The organism is Deltaproteobacteria bacterium, assembly GCA_021159305.1.
Taxonomy (GTDB): Bacteria; Campylobacterota_A; Desulfurellia; order JAGGSF01; family JAGGSF01; genus JAGGSF01.
On the sequence record JAGGSB010000061.1, the window covers coordinates 1 to 25264 of the forward strand.

The following is a 25264-nucleotide window of genomic DNA, read 5'->3' on the forward strand; positions in this document are numbered from 1 at the left end:
GCCTCAAGAAGCCTTAAAGATATTATGTCTGAGCTACATGGAGGACTACTCAAAATCGTTTGATCTAAACGATTTGTCAAAAGTATTAGAGGAAAAATGAAGGGGGATGTTGCTGTTTTAACAACTGCGGCGGTTTACCTTAGGGTATTAAAATGGGGGCAAAAAGGGATATAATATTCAAGAAAGGGGTGGATATAAAAAGAAAAGTTTATGAATGAAGCAGGAAAAAAACAGAAGAGATGAGACTTAAATTGATGCAGTACTTGTGTATATAAGTAGATGAAAACAGGTTTTTTAAAGAGTAGTTCCCAGAAAGCCTACTGGATAATCAAACAGAAAAGGAAAAACATACTTGTTGTTACACCGGATAACAAAAAAGCATATAATCTCTATAAAGATATAGTTTTTTTTAATCATTTTTTCAATAAAGGGCAGATAGTTGCTCTTTTCCCTGCTTATGAATTTTCTCCCTATACTTCATTGGCTCCTTTGGAGGAGATTGTAACCCGGAGGCTGAGGACAATTTATCACCTTTCTTTAAATACTGATGTCGTTTGTGTGTTGCCTTCAGAGTCTTTAATTCAGCCCATGATGCCTGTAGAAGTATTTAAGAGAAAATGTTTTGCATTAAGAAAAGAAGAAACTATAAAATTAGAAAATGTAGTTGAGAAACTTTCTTTGTTGGGATATGAACGCACAGAAAATGTAAGTAGAGAGGCAGATTTTTCAGTGAGGGGAGGAATTATAGATGTGTTTTCTCCTCTCTACAATAAACCTGCCCGTATAGATTTTTCTGGAGATGAAATAGAGTGTATAAAATTATTTCATATTCAAAATCAACTTTCGTTTGACAGTTTGGACGAGCTTGTTATTTTGCCGGCTCGAGAATGGAATGGAGACGGTGGTTATGCACGGATTGTGGATCAAAATGGCAGGTGTTACCTGGCAGATAATTATGATATTTTTGCTATTGACAATAAGGATGAAGTATTAAAAAAGGGAGAAATTATTTACAGCTTTGCCAAATACAGCTTTTCTAAAGAAGAAGGCGAAACAAAACCGGAGAATGTGCTTTTAAATAAAGAAAGGTGGCATGATGCAATAGATAAAGCTTTTCATTTTATTATAGATGACCCCCTGGTTCCTTCTTTTTATCCTCTTCTATTATTGTCTTTTCTTAAGGGTATTTCTCCTTCTCAAAAGATAGAAATGATCTTAGAAAAATCAAAGAAGAGTAAGGTTGTCGTGGCTTGTGGTTCTTCTTTCAGAAAAGAAAGGATAGAAGAGCTATTTAAGGAAAGGGGCAATTCTTTCTCTATTTCTTTCGTTCCCTTCTATTTAAGTGAAGGTTTTTATGACCAGCAGGATGACATCTATTTTATATCCTATGAGGATATTTTTGGGAAAGAAAAAGCTAAATATCTAAAGAAAAAAGCTTTCCTCTCTGTTCCGTCCCTGAAAGTGGGTGATTTGATTGTACATGAGAATTACGGGATAGGTATGTATGGGGGTATAAAGAGATTAAATCTTGGGAAGGAAAAGTGTGATTTTGTGTGTGTAGAATACAAAGATGACGATAAATTGTATGTTCCCTTAACCTTTCTCTATTTGCTTTCTCCCTATCACGGTGAGGAAGAAATAGACAGTTTGCGTTCTAAAAGATGGCAATTGCGTAAGGAAAGAGCAAAAAAATCCATAGAGAAGATACTTTCAGAGTTGGTAGAGTTATATGCGAAAAGAGAAATAATAGAGAAGAAACCTTATAATGTGGATACTTTATTTTATAAGGAGTTTGCCCTGCAATTTGCCTTTCAAGAGACACCTGATCAACAGAAAGCCATTTCTGATATAGAGAAGGATATGTCAAAAGGCAAACCTATGGATAGGCTGATTTGCGGAGATGTAAGTTTTGGCAAGACAGAGGTAGCGATGAGAGCCTGTGCGATATGTGTGGCTAATGGTAAACAGGCAGCAGTTATTGCCCCTACTACGATACTTGTTATGCAGCATTTACATACCTTTTTAGACAGGTTTTCTGATTTTCCTGTGAACATTAAGACTATTAGCCGTTTTACAGCAGAAAAGGAGAAAAAAGAGATTATTAGGGGAATGATTAACGGATGTGTAGATATAGTGATAGGCACGCATAGTCTTTTTTCTCCTAAGATAGATTTTAATAATCTGGGACTTCTTATTATAGATGAGGAACAGAGATTCGGTGTAAAAGCAAAGGAGTGCTTGAAGGAAAGATACCCGGATGTAGATATTTTGTCTCTTTCTGCCACTCCCATTCCCCGCACCTTAAATATGGGTCTCTCTGGTATTCGGGATATGAGCATAATAGCCACAGCACCTCCTGAAAGAAAGTCTATTCATACCCATGTAGTGGAAAGAAAAAGAGGTGTAATTAAAGATGCGATATATAAGGAAGTTTTGCGGAAGGGACAGGTATTTTTTGTGCACAATCGCATTGAGGATATAGAAGAGGTGAGGAAATATTTGCAAGAGATTGTGCCTGATATTCGAATGGAAGTGATACATGGACAGATGCCAAAAAAGAGAATTGAGAAGATTATAAGAGCATTCGTAAAGGGGGAATTTCCCCTGCTTATTTCCACTGCTATTGTAGAGTCTGGTTTGGATATAGGCACTGTAAATACGATATTAATTGACGATGCTCAAAACTTTGGCTTAGCAGACCTTTATCAACTGAGAGGTAGGGTAGGCAGGGGGTTTAAAGACGCTTATTGTTATCTTCTACTGTCAGAAAAAGAATTTAGCATGAGGGCGAAGAGGAGGCTCTCGGCGATAAAAGAATTTGTTGAAAGGGGATCCAGTTTGCGTCTGGCGATGGAGGATATGCATATAAGGGGAGGCGGAAATCTATTAGGAAAAGATCAATCAGGTTGTATAAGGGGGATAGGATATGGACTTTATATGCAATTGGTGGAAGAAGTTGCACATAAAATAAAGAAAGAGCCGTGTAGAAAAATTATGCCTGTACATATAAAGGCTGATATTGATGTTTATGTTCCTGACTTTTATATACCGGAGACTTTGAAGCTGGATTTTTACAGGAGACTTTCTAAATTGAAGGAGGTAGATGGATTAACGCAGCTTTACGAGGAGATGGTAGATAGATTTGGAAAGCCGCCTCAAGAGGTAAAAAATCTTTATGAGGTAATTTATATGAAGATATTGGCACAAAAAATAGATGTGAAAACCATAACATTCAGAGATGGAAAATTGGATATTGAGTTTTATCCTGATACTCGTGTGGATGTTGATAGCTTAGCCAAAATTACACAAAAATTTGGTGGTAGATTCCATAATGTGTATTCTGTTATATTTAGTTTACAGGAGGATGGAGTGGGTTTTGCAAGAAATGTCTTAACAAACATCAGAGATGTTTGTTAAGCAAAGCATGAAATGATTTGCTTGACAACTGTGTCAATGAATCTTTATTATTAGAGGATATTATGCGCGTGTTTTGGTTTTTTGTGTTGCTATTTATATGTGTTTCTCCTCTTCAAGCAGAAGTAGTGGATAGGATAGAAGCTGTTGTAGGGAACGAGGTAATAACTTCATTAGATGTGGAAAACCTGTCTCCCTTCTATAAGCAAAATTCACTTCAAAGGATTGTTGATGATTGTATGATTAAGGAATTCTGTTTGAAGAGAGGAATAACGGTAAGCGAAAATGAAATTGATAATTATATACAGGAGGTGTCTAAAGAAAATCATATTTCTCGGGATGAGCTTTTTGAGAAAGTGAAAAAGAGTGGTGTGAGCGAAGATTATTATAAAAAGAAAATTGAATTTAATATAATTAGGATGAAATTTATACAGAAATTTATCGTTCCTTTTGTCTACATAACAGATGCAGAAGTGAAAGACTATTATGAAAGTCATAAGAAAAGTTATGTCCAGGAGAAAGAAGTTAAAATAGATATGATATTGTTTAAAAAAAGTGAAGGGAAATTGGCGAAAGATGTAATAGGAAATATTCATCAAGGGAAAATAGATTTTAAAAAGGCCAAGAAGCTATATTCAGTGAAAAAAGATAAACCCGTATTCATACCTATGAATGCATTTAATGACAGTGTAAGGAACATGATAGAGAAAACGATGTCTGGAGGTGTGTGTGGGCCTGTGGAAGTCGAGGAAGGCATTTATATTTTGAAAGTATTGGATAAGGTAGGTGGTGGTTTTGCTCCTTTGGATACAATGAAAGAGGACATAAGAAATCATGTCTTTAATGATAAAGTTTCTCATCATCTGAATATGTGGCTTAAGGCGTCCAGAGAGCGAATGCAGGTTAGAATTATTAGATGAGATTGGACCAATTCCTGAAATCTTCGCGCCTTGTAAAGAGAAGAACACAGGCGAAGGAGATGTGTGATAAGGCTTTTATACGGGTAAATGGTCACCAGGCAAAACCATCTAAAGATATAAGAGAGAATGATGTTGTTTCCGTTTATTATCAGTTAAAAAAGCTTGTGGTAAGGGTAATAGATTTGCCTAAGGGAAACATAAGAAAAGAAGAGGCACAAAAACTCTACGAGGTGTTAGAAGAAAGGGAGTATGAGGAATAGTTTGCCAAGACTGGCCTTGACAATGGGAGATCCACTGGGAATAGGCCCAGAGATTATTTTAAAGACACTTTCTTCTCCTGAAGTTTGGAAGATATGCAAGCCTGTTGTTTATGGGAGCGCTTTCGTTTTTCGATTTTACATGGATCTTTTAGGGCTGAATATGTCAGTCAATATAATAGATGAGAACAGCGATTTTCTTCCCAATGTAATAAATGTTTATCCCGTTGTAGGCTTTAAAGTGGACAAAGAGAAGATAGGCAAGATAGACGAAGAGGCAGGAGATGCAGCTTACAGAAGCTTTGTTTGTGCAATAGATGATGCCTTGAATAATAAAGTAGAAGCCATAGTTACTGCTCCTTTAAACAAGAAGGCGATGAATCTTGCCGGGCACGATTTTTCTGGGCATACAGACATTTTGGGGAAAGCCGCAAAGGAAAAGACGGTTATGATGTTTAGCTGCCCGGATTTAAAGGTAAGTTTGGTAACCGTTCATGTGGCATTATCCGATGTTCCTGAACTCATAACTATGCATAAGGTCCTGCACACTATTGTTATTACTCATGATTCTCTAATAAAGGATTTTGGTATAAAGAGTCCATCTATTGGCGTATGTGGTTTGAATCCTCACGCTGGTGAAGATGGATTGTTCGGTTCAGAAGAAAAATTGTCTATAAAATTGGCGATAAAAAAAGCACAGATGCAGGGAATAGATGTTAAGGGGCCATTTCCTGCGGATGCGATTTTTACTCCTGTAAATAGAGTGAAATATTCGGCAATTGTGGCTATGTATCATGATCAAGGGTTGATTCCTGTGAAGACAATATGTTTTGATAAAGCGGTGAATGTAACTTTAAACCTTCCTTTCGTGAGGACATCGCCAGATCATGGAACGGCGTTTGATATTGCAGGAAAAGGGGTAGCTTCTCCTGTTAGTTTTATAGAAGCTGTTAAATTAGCAGGTAAAATTGTTCAATGCAGAAGAAACATTTAGGGCAACACTTTTTGAATAAAGAATCTGTAGCTTTAAGTATTGTGAATAATATTCCTTCGGGACATGTGGTGGTAGAAATTGGGGCCGGAAAAGGAGCGCTTACGAAATTTATTGTTGAAAAAGGATTTACAGTTAAGGCGGTGGAGATAGACAAAAGTTTAGTAGATTATTTAAAGGAGAGATTTAAAAGTAAGAAAAAGATAGAGGTTATTCATGGAGATGGAAGAGATTTTATCTTTCCTGAGGACTGTGTGGTGGTAGGAAACTTGCCGTACAATGTTTCTAAGAGGATTATAAGAAATATTATCTTTCAAAAGGAAAAGATTATACAGGCAATTTTGATGGTGCAAAGAGAAGTAGCGGATACGATGTTGGCTTTACCCTCTTCTTCTTGTTATAGTAGATTTAGTGTTTTTGTGCAGTTTCACTTTTGTATAAGAAGATTGTTTAATGTTTCTCCTGATGCATTCTACCCAAAACCTAAGGTTTACTCCAGCTGTCTTTTGTTGAAGCCTACTAAAGCACAAATAGACAACGAAAAGTTTCTTCTGTTTTTAAATAAACTTTTTCTCGCCCGAAGAAAAACAGTATACAACAACCTGCGCAAAGCGAAGATTTTTACTCCCCTTTCTCTTGACAACTCTCGCAGAGAGTTGCAAGCAAACGACTTCGTCGTTTGTCTTGATATAAAGGATAAAAGACCGCAGGAATTATCGGGCGAACAAATTTTAAGGATGTATAAGATATGCAAGAATTAAAGATTATCCCTTTGGGGGGACTCACTGAAATCGGTTTGAATTGTACGGTATTTGAATACGGGAATCAGGCGATCATCGTAGATGCTGGTTTGATGTTTCCTGAAGAAAATATGCTGGGTGTAGATATCGTTATCCCGGATTTTAGCTATATATTGGAAAATGCGGATAAATTTAAGGGTATTGTGGTTACCCATGCTCATGAAGATCATGTGGGGGCTATTCCTTATCTGTTAAAGGATTTGAATCTACCCATTTATGCAACAAGACTTACATTGGGGTTATTGAAGAAGAAAATTGAAGAATTTAAACTACCCAATGTTGAATATCACGAAATTACTGCAAAAAAGGTATTTTCTATTGGGCCATTTACCATAGAACCATTAAGGGTTACGCATAGTATCGTTGATTGTGTTGCGTTAGCTATAAGAACACCTGTGGGCGTTGTTATACACACCGGGGACTTTAAAATTGACTATACCCCGGTAGATGGGAAACCATTTGACATGGCTTCTTTTTGTAGATATGGGCAAGAGGGAATTTTGCTTCTTCTTTCTGATAGTACCAATGCTACTGTTCCTGGTTTTACGCCTTCGGAAAAGGTATTGGAGGATGTTTTTCAACGAATATTCTCTCAAAGCAAGGGACGTATTTTAGCTGTGACATTTGCTTCAAATGTTCATCGTGTTCAGCAAATAATAAATGTAGCCCAAGAGTTTAAGAGAAATGTATGTTTAACAGGCAGGAGTATTGTACAGAATGCGTTAATTGCTCAAGAGTTAGGTTATTTTAAGGCTCCTGAAGAGATGATGATTAAAGAAGAAAATATTGATATGTATCCCGACGATCGTTTGGTAATTGTAACTACGGGTTCGCAGGGAGAGCCGCTGAGTGGTCTATCCAGAATTGCTTTAGGGGAACATAAGAGAATTAAAGTTAAACCGACGGACACCATTGTTATTTCGGCCAAGGCTATACCTGGTAATCAGAGAGCAATTGCTCGCATTGTGAATATGCTGATGAGGAGAGGCGCTGAAGTATTGTATGAAGAGAATTCAGATGTTCATGTCTCTGGACATGCATCACAGGAAGAATTAAAGTTTATGCTTATGACCTGTAAGCCTAATTATTTTGTACCTATACATGGTGATTATATTAAGCGTTTCACTCATGCTCGTATTGCCCGCAAGATGGGCATTCCTCCATCCAGCATTTTTCTTCTGGATAATGGTGATATTCTGCACCTGAGCAAAGAAAAGACTTATGCTTCAGGTAGTGTAACTGCGGGAAGGATGTTTGTGGACGGGAGAGAGATAGGAGAAATGGGGGATGTAGTATTAAGAGACAGGATGAGGCTGTCAAAGGATGGTGTTTGCATGGTGTTTGTTGTGTTGAACAAAACTACAGGAGATTTGATATCTGGCCCTGATGTTATAATGAAAGGTGTAACATATGAAAATATGTCTCAAGAACTTATGGATGAAACAAGTTCTATGGCAAGGAATCTTATTATAAATCAAACCGGGGTGGATATGAGAACAAATCAATTTGAGCTGAAGAAAAAGATAAGAAAAGCGATAAATAGGTTTCTTTATAAAAAGTTGATGCGGAATCCTATCGTTTTACCGGTAGTTATGGAGGTTTAATGTGCAAGAAGTTTCTTGCTCCGTCACTGTTTATTGTCCTTTTTCTGTTTTTTTCTCTATCCATATTTTCTTACAATTTTAACGATATATCTTATCCTCATCCAGAGGTAATAAAGAATTTAGTGGGATTAGGCGGTGCTTATATTTCCTATTTTTTCTTTTCTATCTTTGGTTATGTTGCTTATTTTGTGCCTTTTTTATGTTTGTTTTTGTTTCTTTTTAGCTTAAAAAAGAAGGGCTTAGTTGGTGGTTTTTTAATCTTGTTCTTGCTTGTTGTTATTGTGGATATGTTTTTTTACGGTTTATGGAATGCATCGGGTGAGCATCTTATAAGGGTAGGATATTACAAGTGTGGTATTGTAGGTTCGTTTTTAGGAAGACATTTTTTTCTCTACTTAGGTAAAACAAGCGGTTTTGCTGTGACTTATCTTCTGTTTTTCTTTTTTATCTTTCTCCTTGGTCTGCGCATCCGTAGTATTTTTCCCAAATCGAATAAACCAGAGAAAAAAAAGCTTTCACCAAAGAAACAGGTTAAGATCTATAAACCAGAGAAAAAAATAAAGATGGATAGAGCGGGAGAACAAAAGGCGGGCGAATGGATTTTCCCGCCATTGGATTTTTTAAGGTCACACGTAACGAAATCTGTTTTTGCCAGTAATGATGAAATATACAGAAGGTCCCAAGCTTTGGAAGAGAAGTTGTTGAATTTCGGTGTGGAAGGAAGGGTAACAGGGGTGATGCCTGGTCCTGTAGTTACCATGTATGAATTTGAACCTGCGGCGGGAGTGAGGGTGAATCGCATAGTTAATCTATCCAATGATTTGGCTATGGCGATGAAGGCATTGTCGGTGAGAATTCTTGCCCCTGTTCCAGGGAAGGCAGTGGTGGGTATCGAGATTTCCAATAAAAATAGGGAAACTGTGTATATGAAAGAAGTTGTTAGCTCTAAAAGTTTTAGAAATTCTACTTCTTGCCTTACATTGGCTTTAGGAAAAGATACTTTAGGGAGACCGTTTATTGCGGATCTTGTGAAGATGCCCCATCTTCTCATCGCTGGTGCCACTGGTTCGGGGAAAAGCGTGGGTATAAACGCTATGATTGTAAGTATTTTGTATAAGGCATTACCAGAAGATGTAAAGTTTGTGATGATAGATCCCAAGATGTTGGAGCTTACAGCATATGATAGCATTCCATATCTGTTTATGCCTATTATTACCGATCCCAAAGAAGCGACAATAGCTTTGTCTTTGCTGGTTGGAGAGATGGAAGGAAGATATAAAACGATGTCTCAATCCGGCGTGAAAAACATAGAAAAATATAACAGCAAGGCAGAAGCTGGTGAATGTGAAAAGTTACCCTATATAGTGGTGGTGATAGATGAATTGGCGGATTTAATGATGGTTTCTTCAAGAAAGGTGGAGTCTTCTATCGTTAGGTTGGCTCAAATGGCGCGAGCGAGTGGCATACACTTGATCTGTGCCACCCAAAGACCGTCGGTGGATGTGATAACAGGTTTAATAAAAGCGAATTTTCCTGCCCGAATTTCATTTAAGGTTTCTTCTAAGGCGGATTCTCGGGTGATTTTGGATACATCTGGAGCGGAGAGTCTCTTAGGTTGTGGGGATATGCTCTTTCTTCCTCCTGGTACATCGGAGCTTAAAAGGATACATGGTGCTTTCTTGAGCGAGGAGGAGATAGAAAGGGTTGTATCTTTTGTGAAAGAGGAAAAAGAGCCACAATATGACAATAGACTTATTTCCGGGATTGAGGAAGCTAAAGAGATGAAAGATGAAAACAGGGAGTATGATGAATATTATGGAGAAGCTTTGGATATAATCAAACAGGGGGGAAACCCTTCCATTTCTTACATTCAAAGAAGATTGAAGATTGGATATAATAGGGCGGCAAGGATTGTTGAGCAAATGGAGAGAGATGGCGTTCTTTCTCCGCCAGACGAGAAAGGAAGAAGAGAAGCCTTGCTTTAGTTGCTTGCAATTTGTATTTTTGGGGGCTATAATAATAGTTTAAATGATATGTTTTAGGAGGAATAAGTGAGGTTAAATGGAGCGAGTATACTTTTAGAATCATTAAAAAAAGAGGGAGTAAAGCATATCTTTGGCATTCCTGGTGGAGCAGTAATCAATGTGTTTGATGAACTTTATAAACAAAAGGATTTAAACTTTATATTAACCAGGCGAGAGGATGGAGCAACATTTGCCGCTGAAGGTTATGCCAGGTCTACAGGAAAAGTAGGTGTAGTTTTTGTTACCTCTGGCCCGGCAGCTACCAATACTGTTACCGGTATTACCAATGCTTATATGGATTCTGTGCCCATAGTGGTTTTTACGGGTCAGGTACCTACGAATCTTATAGGAAATGATGCTTTTCAGGAAGCGGATACTACAGGTATAACTCGTCCCTGCACCAAACATAATTTTTTAGTAAAGCATGTGGAGGATTTGGCGGAGACAATAAAAAAAGCATTTTATATTGCTTCAACCGGCAGACCAGGTCCGGTATTGATAGATCTGCCAAAGGATGTTCAGGTAAATGAGACTGAGTTTAATTATCCAAAATCTGTATTTATTCGTGGGTATAACCCTACTTATCATGGTAATCCCAGGCAGATAAAGAAGGTAGCTCAGATAATCGCCAAAGCGAAGAGACCGCTTCTGTATGTGGGCGGAGGAGCGATAAGCTCGGAAGCTCATGAAGAGGTTTACAAACTGGCCAAGAAATTGTCTATTCCTGTGTTTACCACACTGATGGGCATTGGTGCATTTCCTGAAACAGATGAGCTTTCTCTGGGGATGGCTGGCATGCATGGGACATACCGGGCGAATATGGCTATCCAACATTGTGATTTGCTTATTTCTATTGGAGCAAGATTTGATGATCGGGTTACAGGCAAGCTTTCTGATTTTGCTCCGTGTGCCTCTATAGTGCATATTGATATAGATCCTGCATCCATCAGCAAAAATGTAAAAGTGGATTATCCTATTGTGGGTGATGCGAAACTTATTTTACAGGAGATGCTACCTTTGTTTGATGGGTACAAGGATAGAAATTGGGAAGAGATGAGGAAACCATGGTTGGAAATGATAGAAAATTGGAAGAATGAACATAAGCTTGCCTATATTCGCGATGAAAAGACGATAAAACCTCAATATGTGCTTGAGAAACTCTATCAATTGACGCAGGATATCTATCCTATCGTTGCTTCTGATGTGGGTCAGCATCAAATGTGGGTAGCTCAATTTTATACCTTCACTAAAGCACGAACCCATTTAAGTGCAGGGGGCTTGGGCCCTATGGGTTTTGGTTTTCCCGCTGCATTAGGAGCGCAGGTAGCAAATCCCGATCGGGTGGTAATAAATATAACGGGTGATGGTAGTTTTCAGATGAGTATGCAAGAGTTGGCTACCATAGTGGAATTTAAATTACCTGTGAAGGTGGTGATATTAAACAACGGCTTTTTAGGAATGGTTAGGCAGTGGCAGCAATTGTTCTTTGGTAGAAGATATTCAGGAACAGATGTTTCCGTACAACCAGATTTTGTAAAGTTAGCCCAGAGCTATGGTGTTGATACTTTTCGCCTTGAGGAAGAAAAGGATGTAGAAGAGGGACTAAAGAAGATGCTGAGTTGTAAGGGGGCTTGTGTTGTGGATGTACGTATTTCACCCGAGGAAAATGTTTATCCTATGGTGCCTGCAGGAGCACCTATTTCTCACATGTTACTGGTTTGAGGTGCTGTATGGAATATATTGTGTCTTTATTGGTAGAAAATAAGGCAGGGGTTTTGTCTAGAATTGTCAATCTCTTTAGTGGTAGAGGTTACAATATAGAAATGTTGAATGTGGCTCCAACTATGGACCCCTTACTTTCTCGGATGACGATTGTCACAAGCGGAGATGAAAGGGTATTGGAGCAGATTAATAAGCAGTTGAACAAGGTAATAGATGTTGTAAAGGTTGTAGAATATAGAGGTAGACCGTATGTGGAGAGAGAAATGGCGTTGGTGAAGATGCATACTGATGCCAATACGAGGGCAGAGATCTTGCGTATTGTGGATATATTTCGTGCCAATGTAGTAAGCGTTGCCCGTGATTCTTATACCATAGAGGTAACAGGGGATAGTGGTAAAATTAATGCAATTTTGAATTTATTAGAACCTTTAGGAATAAAAGAATTAGCTCGCACCGGTAAGGTAGCAATGACAAGAGGAGAGTAAAATGGTATTGAATGTTTATTACGACAAAGATGCAGATCTTTCTCTTATTAAAGGGAAAAAAGTGGCGGTAATCGGTTATGGGAGTCAGGGTTATGCCCATTCTAATAACTTAAAAGACAGTGGTGTAAATGTTGTTGTGGGTTTGAGAAGATCAAGTAAGTCCTGGAACAAGGCGGAGAAAAAGGGATTAAGGGTAATGGAAGTGCGTGATGCTGCTGAGTGGGCAGATGTAATTATGATTCTTGTCCCTGATGAACTACAGGCAGAAATCTACAAACAGGATATAGAGGCATGTCTTAAGGAAGGAAACACGATAGTTTTTGCACACGGTTTTAACATTCATTTTGGTCAGATAAAACCTTCAGCTTCTATAAATGTGATGATGGTTGCTCCGAAAGGACCTGGACACTTGGTGCGCAGGGAATATGAAAAGGGAAGAGGCATACCTATGCTTATCGCGGTGGAGCAGGATCCTTCTGGTAATACAAAAAATTTGGCCTTGTCTTATGCTTCGGCGATTGGAGGAGGAAAAGCAGGTATTATTGAGACCACATTTAAGGATGAGACAGAGACGGATTTATTTGGTGAACAGGTTGTTTTATGCGGTGGAGTGACAGCTTTGGTAAAAGCTGCTTTTGAAACTCTGGTAAAGGCTGGTTATCCGGAAGAAATGGCTTACTTTGAGTGTTTTCACGAACTGAAGCTTATTGTGGATCTCATGCATGAGGGTGGTATAAATGAAATGCGTTATTCAATATCCAATACTGCTGAATATGGTGATCTAACCCGAGGACCCAGAATAATCAACGAAGCAACAAAGACAAGAATGGAAGAAATATTAAAAGAAATCCAAACTGGACAGTTTGCCAAGGAATGGATATTGGAAAATAAGGCAGGCAGACCTGTGTTTAATGCTTTAGTGAAACACGACGAAAATCATCCTATAGAGAGAGTGGGAAAACGCTTGCGTAGTATGATGTCCTGGATCAGTGCCAGTAAGATTGTGGATAGAGACGAGGCTTAATGAGGACAGGGGAGCAGCATGTTTTTGCAGTTGAAGGAATACCTATTGTTATAGGAGAACTGCTTTTATTTGTTGTGCTGCTCTTGCTTCACTGGTATATAGTCGCCGGGATTTGGATTATAATAGTTTTGTTTAGCTTCTATTTTTTCCGTAATCCGAAAAGGAATGCGCCTGACGAGAAGGGTTTAATAGTTTCTCCTGCTGATGGTATAGTGGTAGATATCTCAAGAGCAGAAGAGCGTTTTTTCCTAAAGGAAAAGGTTTCAAGGGTGAGTGTTTTTATGTCTTTGTTTGATGTGCATGTGAACAGGTTTCCTGTGGAAGGAGAGGTTGTTGACACTCATTATAATAAGGGTAAATTCTATCCGGCAAACAGAGAAAAATCATCACTCTTGAATGAACAAAATGGTGTTTTCATTAAAACTAAATCTGGAAAGAGATTGGTGGTAGTTCAAATTGCAGGAATAATTGCCCGTCGTATTGTATGTTATGCAAAAAAGGGTAGTATTTTTAGAAAAGGCGAGATATTTGGATTGATTATGTTTGGCTCGCGGCTGGATGTATACACGCCTTGTTCAATGAAGCTGAATGTAAAGTTAGGTGAAAGAGTAAAGGCAGGAGAAACGGTGATAGGGGTGTTTGATGAGTAAGAGAAACATTTATATTTTGCCAAATCTATTTACCACCGCAAGTATCGTTACCGGTTTTTATTCAATGCTCTTTGCAGTAAGAGAGAATTTTATCTTAGCGGGGTGGTTTATTGTTTTGGCTGTTGTATTTGATAGTTTAGATGGAACTGTGGCTCGTCTCACTCACTCTCAGAGTACATTCGGCATGGAGTATGATTCATTATCCGATTTGGTGTCCTTTGGAGTGGCACCGGCATTTATCAGTTATATGTGGTATTTGCGATATTTAGATGAAGTGGGTATCTTTTTGTGCATTGCCTATCTTTTAATGGGGGCATTGAGGTTGGCACGATTTAATGTCCAGAATAAGAGGATTAGTTTTGTTGGTTTGCCTATCCCTGCGGCGGCAATGATGGTTATAAGCACGATGCTCATAGCCATTAAACTTAATATACACATTTTCGAGGGTTTCCTTTTCGTTATTTTATTTGCCGCAGTTTCTTTTCTTATGATAAGTAATGTAAGATATAAAGGTTTTAAACATATAAACCTAGGTGACTTCAAGTGGTGGAAGACAGTGGGGCTGATACCTATTTTTGTGGTTTTTTTATGGAAACCTTATTTTGTGTTGTTTTTGCTTTCTATAGTCTATATATTTTCTGGGCCTGTGGAATGTATGGTAAAAGTTAGTAAGAGAAAGTTGTTTAGAAGGAGGGAAGATGGAAAACAGAAAGATAATAATTTTTGATACTACCTTAAGAGACGGTGAACAGTCGCCCGGGGCAAGTATGAATATAGAGGAAAAGTTACTTATGGCAGAGCAGTTGCAGAAGTTAAATGTGGATGTGATTGAGGCAGGATTTGCTGCTTCCTCACCTGGTGATTTTGAATCGGTGAATCGTGTGGCTCAGAAGATAAAGGGTCCAACCATTGCCAGTTTGGCAAGGGCGGTGAAGGGTGATATTGAACAAGCAGGAGAAGCGTTGAAACCAGCAGAAAAAAGAAGAATTCATACCTTTATTGCTACCTCTCCCATTCATGTGGAAAAGAAGTTGCATATGGCATATGATCAGGTGATAGATCAGGCAGTAGATGCTGTAAAGCTTGCGAAAAATTATACCGACGATATAGAATTTTCTCCAGAGGATGCAACGAGAAGTGATCGAGACTATCTGTGCCGTATTTTAGAGGCGGTTATAAAAAATGGAGCAACGACGGTTAATATACCAGATACGGTAGGTTATACGGCACCCCAGGAATACTATGAGCTTATTAAATATCTTATGAATAATGTGTCCAATATCGACAAAGCTATAATAAGTCTTCATTGTCACGACGATTTGGGTATGGCTGTTGCAAATTCTCTTTCCGGAGTTTTAGCCGGGGCGGGTCAGGTGGAATGTACGATAAACGGGATAGGAGAAAGAGCAGGTAATGCCTCTCTGGAAGAAGTAGTTATGGCTATAAAAACACGGAAAGATTTTTTTAAGGTCTACACGGATGTAAATGCAAAGGAAATCTATAGAGCTAGTAGGTTACTCACAAAACTTACAGGTTTGGTGGTGCAGAGAAATAAGGCAATCGTGGGAGAAAATGCCTTTGCCCATGAGGCAGGTATTCATCAGGATGGAATGATCAAAGAGCGTATGACTTATGAAATTATGAAGCCGGAAGATATAGGATTAAGCGAGAGCAGATTAGTTTTGGGCAAGCATTCTGGTAAAAGAGGTTTAGGGAAGCGGTTGGCTGAATTGGGATTTAACCTTTCACCGGAAGAACTTTTCCGTGTATTTGAGAAATTTAAGCTTTTGGCAGATAAAAAGAAAGAGGTGTATGATGAGGATATTATTGCCTTAATGGACGAGGAGGTATCTCCTTCTCCTGATGTCTATAGTTTAGAGTCTCTGCAGGTGATCAGTGGGACTACTACTATACCTACAGCAACGGTAGTTTTGAGAAAAGGAGAAGAAAGGATGAAGGATGCTGCCTCGGGAAATGGGCCGGTAGAGGCAATTTATGAAACCTTGGAGAGAATTATAGGGTTAAAGGGCAAACTTAGTTCTTACCGTATAAAGGCGATTACTGAAGGAAAAGATGCTTTAGGCGAGGTCTCTATAAGGGTGAAATTTCCCGATATAAAGAGAGACATTTCAGGTCGAGGAATAGCGGTAGATATTATTGAGGCATCGGCTAAGGCTTATATTAATGCTTTAAATAAAGCTTTAGTGTATAAAAGAAGTGAGTGAAGAGAGAAATTTGTGCGCTATATGTGCATGGAGACACACCTGTAAGAAGAGATTTCTTTCTAAGGGCGTTGTTTTAAATTGCCCTGATTTTGTAAGGGATGTGACGATTAAAGGAGAAATAAAGGAAGATAATAAGGATGCAACAAAAAATAAAGGAACAGCTTCTTAATGTAAGCATAAGTTTATGTAAGGAGTTAGAAAAAGCTGTCCTGCTCTTTTACTATCAAGATGTGGGGTTAGATTGTAATGGTATAAAAGATATAGGCAGTGACATTAAAAAGATTATTGTTCTAAGGGAAAGTGAAGATATAGACCTGAAAGAACTAAAGGATGCAGGAGGTGTGATATCTGTTCCTTCTATAAAAATTACCCGTATAAACAAGGTAAAATTGGCTTTGATGATTGCTTTATCTTCAGGCTTGCTAAAAATGGATGAAACGGTTGTCTGTCTTTTGGGAGGAGCGGATGGACAGGTGGACAGCTTGTTTTGCATAGATATGGCGACTGAGAATGAGTTTCTATTCTCAGCGAGAGATATCAAGTTAGGGTTGGATATAAAGGGAGAAATTTTTGAGAAGGTTTTATCTATTGCTTTGGATTTAGCTTCTATGGGAAGAGAAGGAAGAGTGATAGGAACGATATTCATGTTGGGAGATGCGGAGAAGGTGATGAGTTATTCCAGGCAGATGATATTTAACCCATTTAAGGGTTATGCTGAGGATGAAAGGAATATACTAACGAATGATCTTTCTGATACATTAAAGGAGTATAGTTTGTTGGATGGAGCAATAGTGATTGATGGGGGAGGCGTGATTGTTTCAGCTGGTGCTTATCTTGCTTCTCCTGTAAGTGTTGGTGATTTACCTAAGGGTTTAGGTTCCAGGCATATGGCTGCGGCTTCCATGACTGCTTCAACAAATGCTGTGGCTATAGTTGTTTCTGCATCTACGGGTGATGTATCTATATTTAAAAAAGGCAAAATGATTATGCGTATTGAGAGGTCTTCTTAAATGACAATTTTAGATGGGAAGACGCTTTCTCAAGAAGTAATGGAAGATATAAAGGTAGAGGTGTTAAATTACAAGAAGAATGGCATTGTTCCTGGGCTGGCCGTGATTTTAGTGGGGGATAACCCTGCTTCTCTGCTCTATGTGAATATGAAAACAAAAGCCTGTGAGCAGGTAGGTATATATTCCATAAATCATCGTTTGCCCAAAGAGATAACAGAGGGAAAATTATTGTCAGTTATTAGGACACTAAATGAAAATCCGATGGTTCACGGTATTCTTATTCAGCTTCCTCTACCTGAACATATAGATGAAAATCGGGTATTGGAGGAAGTGGCTCCTTATAAGGATGTGGACGGGTTTCATCCTTACAATATGGGAAGGCTGGCAAGAGGGAATCCGTGTTTTACTTCCTGTACCGCTTTAGGTATTATGAAACTTTTAGAAGCTTATAGTATAGAGGTGAAAGGGAAAGATGTAGTTATCGTTGGTGCGGGTAATATGACAGGAAAACCAATGGCTCTTCTATTGCTCAACCAGAATGCGACAGTGCAGGTATGTCATATTTTTACTGCAAATCTTAGAGATAAGATAGCTACTGCAGATATTGTAATTTCAGCGGTAGGCAAAAATGGACTCATAAATGGAGATATGATTAAAGAAAGGGCTGTGGTGATAGATGTAGGTATTAAGAAAATGGGCGATAGAGTGGTAGGCGATGTGGATTTTGAAAGTGTTTCTCCTAAAGCATCTTTTATCACCCCTGTTCCTGGGGGGGTAGGGCCTATGACCATTGCCATGCTTCTCCATAATACATTAAAGGCTGTTTCTTTAAGTTTGAGCAAGAAATAGCTTATTGACAAACGCTTCATGTTTCCTTGACAATTCTCTGTGAGAATTGCAAGGAAAGTACGATAAATTAACTTTATCGTACTTTCCTTGAATATAAAAATCTTAAGTATATAATTAGAAAATGCAGTATGATATTGAAGAGAGAACAAGAGAGATTATCAAGCCGCTCGTTGAGACAAGGAAGATTTCTATTTATGATATATTATTTTTGAAACGAGGGAGATATGGAGTTTTGCGCATATATATAGACAAGCCAGGTGGAGTGACCGTTGGTGATTGTGTACGAATAAGCAGGGAGGTAAGTATGGTTTTAAGTGTGGAAGATTTTATTGATGAACCTTATACATTGGAGGTTTCCTCTCCTGGCATAAATCGGATACTTAGAACAAAAGAGCATTTTGTACAAAATGTGGGAAATGATATAATGGTTCATGCCGAGGAACCTATAGGAGGGCAGAGAAACTTCAGCGGACGCTTAGAAGATGTGGATGAGGGGGATATAATCATTCGTTCAAAGGATGGTGTAGTATACAGGATACCGTTAAACGCGATTAAAAAAGCTCATCTGGTAGGCATTGTTTAGGGGGCATTAATGAAAGGGTTATTTGAATTGGCTGCAAGTATTGCCAAAGAACATGATCTTTCTATAGATGAGCTTTTGGATGTTATTAAAGATGCAATGAAGGCTGCAGCACAAAGGAAATTCGGCGAAGACATTCCCGTAGAGGTTGTAGTTGATAAGGAAAAGGGATTATTCCAACTATATGTGGAAAAAAAAGTGGTATCACATCCTCAGAGTGCAGGTGAGATATCTTTATCTGAGGCGAAAAATTATAAAGAAAATGCTCGCAGGGGAAGTAAACTAAAAGTACTTATTGATCCAAAGGAAATGGGAAGAATAGCGGCTGCAACAGCTGAGAATGCAGTCCTTAAAATGTTTAAGGAAGCAGAAAGGCGTTCAACTTTCGAAGAATATGAAAAGAAAGAAGGGAAGATTATAACAGGTACAGTTTGGAGCGTTGATGTTCACGGTAATATAATTGTGGATTTTAAAAATACAATGGGGGTATTGCCACAACGAGAACAATCGCCAGCGGATAAGTTTATTGTTGGCGATATTATAAGGGTATACCTTTTAAGTGTAAGAAGAGAGGCGAGAGGTGTGAAGCTTATTCTTTCGCGAACTCATCCTGGTTTTGTAAGGGAATTATTTGTTAAAGAAGTGCCGGAGGTAAGAGACGGGGGAGTGGAGATAAAGGCTGTTGCGAGAGGACCTGGGCAGAGAACAAAAGTGGCTGTTTATGCTAAAGATTCACGCATTGACCCTGTGGGTACATGTGTGGGGTCCAGGGGCGTGCGCATAACGGCTGTGGTGAAAGAATTAGGTGATGAAAAAATAGATGTAATAAAGTGGTCGCACAATGCCTCGGTTTTAATAGCAAACAGCATTTCTCCTGCCAGGGCATTGGCTGTGGAGATAGATGAAGAGAATAGAAAAGCACTGGTGGTTGTTACTGATGAAGATTTTCCTATTGCTATTGGCAAAAAAGGGATAAATGCAAGACTGGCAGCCAAACTTACCGGTTATAATATAGATATTGTGAAGAGTTCCGAATATAATTGGAAAGAGGAAGGCGAAGAGGAAGAAGAAGAGATAGTAAAAGAATTTTGTCAATTGAAAGGAATAGGAGAAAAAGTGGCAGAGACCCTTTATAATGCTGGATACGAAAGTGTTGATGATTTGAAAAGAGCGGGCAAAAAGGCGCTTTTAAATATAAAAGGCTTGGGTAAAAAGAGGGGTAATTTAATATGGGAGCATATCACTCGTGGCGAGGAGACTTAAATGGGAAAGGTAAGAATATACAGTATTGCTCAAAGGCTCAATATAAAAAGTTCGGTTGTTATAGATTATTTGGAGAAAAAGGGTATAAAAGCGGCTAACCATTTTAGCACGATAGATGAGGAAACTGCCGATAAGTTTGTGCATGAATGGCAACAGAAAAAGGCAGCAAGAGTGAAGTCCAAAATTATTAGGCCTAAGGCTGCAGCGAAAAAGGTAGGAGAAGAGAGAGAAGCGAGACGGTTGGCTTATGAGATGAGGAAAAAAGAGCTTATTGAAAGAGCTACTCCTCGAATATTTAAAGAAAGAAAAAAATATGCGAAAAGGAAGAAACAGGAAGAAGAGACGGAAAAGACCGTTAAGATTGCCAGTGATACTACGGTTTATGAGTTTGCAAAGAAGATTGATGTAGAGATATCAGAGGTTTTATCCAAGTTGTTTCAGTTAGGTATTATGTTGAGAAAGAATGACTTTATTGATGAAAGTGCAGCAGGTGTTATAGCCGAAGAATACGGATGGAAGTTGAAGAAAGAAGAAGCAAGGGAGGAGAAATTACTTTCTGGGCTTGCCGCTGAATCTGATGAAGAGAAGAACCTTAAACTGCGCTCGCCGGTGGTTACGGTGATGGGCCATGTGGATCATGGCAAAACTACATTATTGGATAATATTAGGAAAACGAGGGTTGCTCAGGGTGAAGCAGGCGGAATTACTCAACACATTGGAGCATACATGGTTGCAGTAGATGGGCACAAGATTACATTTTTGGATACACCAGGACATGAAGCATTTACAGAGATGAGAGCTCGCGGTGCAAAGATTACAGACATTGTTATTTTAGTGGTGGCAGCTGATGATGGGGTAATGCCTCAAACCAAGGAGGCGATAGACCATGCCAGAGCAGCTAGTGTTCCCATCGTTGTTGCTATAAACAAGATCGACAAACCCAATGCTAATCCCGATAAGGTGAAAAAGGAGTTGGCAGATTATGGCATTGTTCCTGAAGAATGGGGTGGAGACAATCTATTCACTAATATTTCAGCAAAAAAAGGTATAGGTATTGATGAGTTGTTGGAGAATGTGTTATTGCAGGCAGATATTTTAGAGTTAAAATCAAATCCAGATAAAGATGCGAGAGGGGTGGTCGTAGAAGCGCTTTTGGATCCTGCGCAGGGGCCTGTGGCTACTGTCCTGGTGAAAGAAGGAACTTTAAGAAGAGGAGATGTATTTGTTGTCGGTTCAACTTATGGAAGAGCAAGGGCTTTGATCAGCGATGCGGGAGGGAGAATAAAAGAGGCAGGACCGTCAGCGCCAGTGAGGGTTTTGGGAATTCATGGTGTACCATCGGCTGGTGATACATTTGTTGTGGTAAAGAATGAGAAGATTGCTCGTCAAATTGCTCACGAGCGTACTGTAAGAAAGAAGGAATTGCAGGTTTCATTGCCGAAAATAAGTTTAGAAAGCTTATTAGCTCAAGCAGGAAAAGAGGTAAAAGAGCTTTCTATTATTATTAAGACAGATGTTTCTGGTTCTATTGAGGCTGTAAGTAATGCTATCTCTCGTCTTTCTATGGATGAGGTAACGATAAATGTTATCCACGCAGGCACGGGAGCAATTAATAAAACGGATGTTAATTTGGCATCTGCCTCTGGTGCTATGATTGTTGGTTTTAATGTTAGACCAACAATGGAAGCAGCAAAATTGGCTCAGGATTTAAAGGTTGGCATACGTACCTATAAGGTAATCTATGATGTGATAGATGATATAAAAAAGGCACAGACAGGTATGCTTGCTCCTATATTGGAAGAAGAGGTGTTGGGTCAAGTTGAGGTAAGAGAGATATTCTCTGCTCCTCATATAGGAACGATAGCGGGTTGCTATGTGCGAAGTGGTCATGTGTTGAGAAATATGCAAGTACATGTGATAAGAAACGATGTGGTTGTTTATGAAGGGAAGATTGCTTCCTTGAAAAGATTCAAGGAAGATGTACCAGACGTGGCCGCTGGTTATGAGTGTGGACTGAAAATAGAGAATTTTAACGATGTGAAAGTAGGGGATATTATAGAGGTATACAGGATAAAAGAAGTAGCTCGAGAATGATCGTAGGGTTGTTGAATATTTCATTGCTGTTAAATAATAGTTTTAATCTGAAAGATAAGAGGCGTATCTTAAGCAGTATTAAAGATCAATTGCGAAGCAAGTTTAATATCTCTATAAGCGTTGTAGATGATAATGCAAAGTATAATTATTCTCAACTCGGCGTAGCTTGTGTTTCTTCCAATGTGCATTTTACAAGAGAGCTGCTAAATCGTGTCTTGAGAAGTATAGAAGATAGATGTGATGTGGAAGTGATAAATATAGAAAGGAGTATTTTATGAGAAGACCTTGCAAGAGAAGTATAAGGGTGGCCAAAGAGATACATCGTGCATTGGCGGAAACTTTATTATTTGATGTGAGGGATGAGCGTCTTAAGGCTGTTACAGTAATAGATGTGGATGTAAGCAATGATTTAAAACATGCTAAGGTCTATGTGAATGCAAAAAATTATAATTCTCAAGAGGTGGTTGATATTTTAAGCCACGCTTCTTCCATTATTACACGGGCAATAGCAAAGAGAGTAAAATTGAGATGTGTCCCGCATTTTTCTTTTATCTATGACAGATCCATGGAAAGGGGACTTTATATAGATAATATATTGAAAGAGATAAAAGAACCACATGAATGAAGAGTGGAGAAGATTGGGTGAGTTGATACAGAGGCGAACATCATTTGTTGTTGTTTCTCACAAGAATCCTGATGGTGATGCGATAGGTTCAAGCCTGGCTATGGGTAGAATATTAAGAAAGAAGGGAAAGCAAGTAGAGATATTTAATGCCACACCTATTCCGGGAAACTTTGCATTTTTACCGGATGCAGATTTAATCAAACCCTTAAAAAAAGGTGGTTGTGAAGTGTTGATTGCTTTGGATTGTGCGGATTTTCAGCGTACGGGTTTCAGCAATTCTATAAGAGAAGAAATAGATGTAGTGGTAAATATAGACCATCATGGAACAAATACGCATTTTGGTGACATAAATATTGTTGACAGTAATGCCGCGGCGGTAGGGTGTTTGGTGTGGCAATTTGTAAAATATATAGATTTTCCTGTGGATAAAAATTTAGCTACCCAAATTTATGCAGCTATTCTTACTGATACTGGTTCATTCAGGTATCTCAGTACCACGCCTAAAGTTTTAAGAACAGCAGCAGAAATTTTGGAATGTGGCGTGGACCCATGGCATGTTGCATCCAATATTTATGAAGAGCGGCGATTCGGTACACTGAAATTATTAGGATTTGCCTTGAGCACATTGGAAACTTATTGTGATGGAAAACTCGCCCTTATGTGTGTTACTCAGGATATGTATAAAAAGACAAGTACCCAAACCAAGTCCACGGAGGGCTTTGTAAATTTTGCGAGAGCGGTGAAAGGCAGTGAAGTGGGCGTCCTTTTGAGAGAAGATGAACCATCTTTTTTTAAAATAAGTATGCGTTCTAAGGGCAGTGTAGATGTTTCTCAAATGGCTGTGCTGTTTGCCGGTGGCGGACACAAAAACGCATCCGGTTGTGAGATAAATGGCAGTTTGAATGAGGTGAAGGAAAAGATTATATGGGCGTTTTCTAAAATTAATGATGGACGGTATTCTTCTCATAGATAAAGAACGAGGGCCTACATCGTTTGATGTTGTTCATGCTGTAGGCAGAAAACTGAATGTTAAAAAGATTGGGCATGCGGGAACATTAGATCCGTTAGCTACGGGGCTTTTAGTTATTGGTGTAGGGAAAGCCACAAAGATTCTTACATTTCTTTCTGCTGGTTATAAAAGGTACGATGTGTGCATGATATTGGGTATATCTACTGATACCTATGATATGGAGGGGAAGATTTTGCACCGAGCAGAATTTGAACCCATACGACAAAACGAAATAAAGAATGTATTGAACGAATTTATAGGTGAGACTAAACAAATTCCTCCACCTTTTTCGGCAGTGAAGTACAAGGGAAAGAAGCTCTATGAATATGCTCGAAGAGGAGAAAGGGTTTTTATATCTCCCAGAAAGATAAACATATATGGCATTTTCTTTCGGTCTATGGAAGAAAATAGGGTATGTTTTTCTATGAAGTGTTCAAAAGGAACATATGTAAGAAGTTTGGTGAATGATATCGGTAAGAGACTTAAAACAGGTGCTGTAGTAGAAAGTTTAAGGCGAACAGAATCTTATCCGTTTGTAGTAGAGGATGCGATAAAACTTGCCGATTTGGATAAGAAATTACCTCACTGTTTGATCAGTATAGACAAAGCGCTTTCTTTTTTACCTTCCTTGCTTTTAAAAAAGGGATATGAGGAGAAAATAAAGCATGGACAGAAGATATCCCCTGATTTCTTTGCTCAAGATTTAAAAATGGAAAAAAGGCTATGGCGGGTAGTAGATAAAAACAATCATATCTATGCTCTTATTTCCTATAATAGCAAAGGGTTCTTATATAATAGAGTATTTCATTGACAATATCATTATATAGTATTAGAATATAAATATAAATATGAATATAAATAGGAGGTATATAGTAATGGTAGAATTAGTAGGATTAAAGATAAGCTGTTGGTCAAAAGATTATCCTGGTGATAGACCGCCCCGATTTTTGCGGGCTTTTTTACTTTTCTTTCTTCTCGGTGAAGAATCACACGGTTATGATTTGATAGAAAGGCTGAAGCAAATCGGCGTGAAGTATGAAAACTACGAAGTAGGTTATATATATAAAACCCTGAGAAATATGGAAGACGAGGGATTATTAAAATCGCGGTGGAATATAAAGGAAAAGGGTGCTGCCCGCCGTATATATACCATTACGGAAGAAGGAGAGAAAAACTTGGAAAAGTGGGTAGAGATGTTTTCTAATCTCAAGAAAAGTATAGATGCATTTCTAAACAGTTATAAAGAGTATAAATCTAAGGAATAATAAAACAACCCTGCTTGCCTAAAAAAGAATTTAGCCACAGGATTACCACTGGATTTTACGGATTATCTCCTTCTTTGTCATTCCGCCCCCGCATCGGTGTGCGGGGTGACATTACTTGATGCGGAATCTGGACTCTGGATTCCCGCCCCCGATCAGGTCGAGGGCATGCTTTCACGGGAATGACACAAACCGCAGGTTTGGTCGTAAAAATTCCCTTAGAATTTTATGACACAAATCGCAGATTTGGTCGTAAAAACTGGAGGTTTTTACGACAAAGGAAGAGGGAATGACATTCTTTCCCTGTCATTCCGTGCTTGACACGGAATCTGGGGTATGGATTCCCGCATGCGCGGGAATGACAGAGGGAATGACACTCTCTCCCTGTCATTCCGTCCCCCCTGTCATTCCGTGCTTGACACGGAATCTGGACTCTGGATTCCCGCGTGCGCGGGA

General features: G+C 38.8%; 24 protein-coding genes. All 24 read left to right on the forward strand.

Annotation, left to right across the window (positions count from 1 at the left end; genetic code table 11):
- Positions 1-279 precede the first annotated feature (279 nt).
- The 24 genes from J7J10_03815 (at position 280) to J7J10_03930 (ending at position 24811) form a co-directional block, all read left to right on the forward strand.
- Entirely contained in the window at positions 280-3417 is a 3138-nt protein-coding gene (locus tag J7J10_03815; protein MCD6130055.1) for a DEAD/DEAH box helicase, read from the forward strand.
- Positions 3418-3479: 62 nt separating this feature from the next.
- Complete coding sequence (locus J7J10_03820) at positions 3480-4334, forward strand: peptidyl-prolyl cis-trans isomerase (GenBank protein ID MCD6130056.1); 855 nt, start codon at positions 3480-3482, stop codon at positions 4332-4334.
- Complete coding sequence (locus J7J10_03825; protein ID MCD6130057.1) at positions 4331-4594, forward strand: RNA-binding S4 domain-containing protein; 264 nt, start codon at positions 4331-4333, stop codon at positions 4592-4594. The genes J7J10_03820 and J7J10_03825 overlap by 4 nt, the downstream gene beginning before the upstream one ends.
- A 1-nt stretch (position 4595) precedes the next feature.
- Positions 4596-5585: a 4-hydroxythreonine-4-phosphate dehydrogenase PdxA gene (pdxA, locus tag J7J10_03830; GenBank protein MCD6130058.1), complete on the forward strand. Its 990-nt coding sequence runs from the start codon at positions 4596-4598 to the stop codon at positions 5583-5585.
- Positions 5567-6343, forward strand: coding sequence for a ribosomal RNA small subunit methyltransferase A (gene rsmA, locus J7J10_03835; GenBank protein MCD6130059.1), 777 nt, complete (start codon positions 5567-5569; stop codon positions 6341-6343). The genes pdxA and rsmA overlap by 19 nt, the downstream gene beginning before the upstream one ends.
- The gene (locus tag J7J10_03840) at positions 6331-7986 is read left to right on the forward strand and encodes a ribonuclease J (protein ID MCD6130060.1); all 1656 of its coding nucleotides are present in this window, start codon (positions 6331-6333) and stop codon (positions 7984-7986) included. Before rsmA ends, J7J10_03840 begins: the two co-directional genes overlap by 13 nt.
- Positions 7986-9971 (forward strand): DNA translocase FtsK 4TM domain-containing protein, encoded by a 1986-nt coding sequence (locus J7J10_03845; GenBank protein MCD6130061.1) that lies wholly within the window; start codon positions 7986-7988, stop codon positions 9969-9971. Before J7J10_03840 ends, J7J10_03845 begins: the two co-directional genes overlap by 1 nt.
- A gap of 66 nt (positions 9972-10037) precedes the next feature.
- Positions 10038-11732 (forward strand): biosynthetic-type acetolactate synthase large subunit, encoded by a 1695-nt coding sequence (ilvB, locus tag J7J10_03850; GenBank protein ID MCD6130062.1) that lies wholly within the window; start codon positions 10038-10040, stop codon positions 11730-11732.
- An 8-nt stretch (positions 11733-11740) separates the two neighbouring features.
- Complete coding sequence (gene ilvN / locus J7J10_03855; protein ID MCD6130063.1) at positions 11741-12217, forward strand: acetolactate synthase small subunit; 477 nt, start codon at positions 11741-11743, stop codon at positions 12215-12217.
- 7 nt (positions 12218-12224) lie between these two features.
- Entirely contained in the window at positions 12225-13241 is a 1017-nt protein-coding gene (gene ilvC / locus J7J10_03860) for a ketol-acid reductoisomerase (protein ID MCD6130064.1), read from the forward strand.
- Positions 13241-13891 carry a phosphatidylserine decarboxylase family protein gene (locus J7J10_03865; protein ID MCD6130065.1) on the forward strand — a complete coding sequence of 217 codons (651 nt, stop codon included), beginning with the start codon at positions 13241-13243 and terminating at the stop codon, positions 13889-13891. The genes ilvC and J7J10_03865 overlap by 1 nt, the downstream gene beginning before the upstream one ends.
- On the forward strand, positions 13884-14618 hold the full coding sequence (pssA, locus tag J7J10_03870) for a CDP-diacylglycerol--serine O-phosphatidyltransferase (GenBank protein ID MCD6130066.1): 735 nt from the start codon (positions 13884-13886) through the stop codon (positions 14616-14618). The genes J7J10_03865 and pssA overlap by 8 nt, the downstream gene beginning before the upstream one ends.
- A complete protein-coding gene (locus tag J7J10_03875) occupies positions 14590-16116 on the forward strand; it encodes a 2-isopropylmalate synthase (protein ID MCD6130067.1) in 1527 nt (508 codons plus the stop codon). Before pssA ends, J7J10_03875 begins: the two co-directional genes overlap by 29 nt.
- On the forward strand, positions 16100-16285 hold the full coding sequence (locus J7J10_03880; protein MCD6130068.1) for a hypothetical protein: 186 nt from the start codon (positions 16100-16102) through the stop codon (positions 16283-16285). Before J7J10_03875 ends, J7J10_03880 begins: the two co-directional genes overlap by 17 nt.
- Positions 16254-17126, forward strand: a complete 873-nt coding sequence (locus J7J10_03885; GenBank protein ID MCD6130069.1) for a diadenylate cyclase — start codon at positions 16254-16256, stop codon at positions 17124-17126. The genes J7J10_03880 and J7J10_03885 overlap by 32 nt, the downstream gene beginning before the upstream one ends.
- On the forward strand, positions 17127-17975 hold the full coding sequence (gene folD / locus J7J10_03890; protein MCD6130070.1) for a bifunctional methylenetetrahydrofolate dehydrogenase/methenyltetrahydrofolate cyclohydrolase FolD: 849 nt from the start codon (positions 17127-17129) through the stop codon (positions 17973-17975).
- A 121-nt stretch (positions 17976-18096) separates the two neighbouring features.
- Entirely contained in the window at positions 18097-18558 is a 462-nt protein-coding gene (locus J7J10_03895; protein ID MCD6130071.1) for a ribosome maturation factor RimP, read from the forward strand.
- A 9-nt stretch (positions 18559-18567) separates the two neighbouring features.
- Positions 18568-19818: a transcription termination/antitermination protein NusA gene (nusA, locus tag J7J10_03900; protein ID MCD6130072.1), complete on the forward strand. Its 1251-nt coding sequence runs from the start codon at positions 18568-18570 to the stop codon at positions 19816-19818.
- Positions 19819-21912, forward strand: a complete 2094-nt coding sequence (gene infB / locus J7J10_03905; GenBank protein ID MCD6130073.1) for a translation initiation factor IF-2 — start codon at positions 19819-19821, stop codon at positions 21910-21912.
- A complete protein-coding gene (locus J7J10_03910) occupies positions 21909-22190 on the forward strand; it encodes a DUF503 domain-containing protein (GenBank protein MCD6130074.1) in 282 nt (93 codons plus the stop codon). Before infB ends, J7J10_03910 begins: the two co-directional genes overlap by 4 nt.
- Entirely contained in the window at positions 22187-22537 is a 351-nt protein-coding gene (rbfA, locus tag J7J10_03915; protein MCD6130075.1) for a 30S ribosome-binding factor RbfA, read from the forward strand. Before J7J10_03910 ends, rbfA begins: the two co-directional genes overlap by 4 nt.
- Positions 22530-23510, forward strand: coding sequence for a bifunctional oligoribonuclease/PAP phosphatase NrnA (locus J7J10_03920; protein ID MCD6130076.1), 981 nt, complete (start codon positions 22530-22532; stop codon positions 23508-23510). The genes rbfA and J7J10_03920 overlap by 8 nt, the downstream gene beginning before the upstream one ends.
- A complete protein-coding gene (gene truB, locus J7J10_03925; protein MCD6130077.1) occupies positions 23482-24357 on the forward strand; it encodes a tRNA pseudouridine(55) synthase TruB in 876 nt (291 codons plus the stop codon). The genes J7J10_03920 and truB overlap by 29 nt, the downstream gene beginning before the upstream one ends.
- Before the next feature lie 64 nt (positions 24358-24421).
- A complete protein-coding gene (locus J7J10_03930) occupies positions 24422-24811 on the forward strand; it encodes a helix-turn-helix transcriptional regulator (protein MCD6130078.1) in 390 nt (129 codons plus the stop codon).
- Positions 24812-25264: the final 453 nt, after the last annotated feature.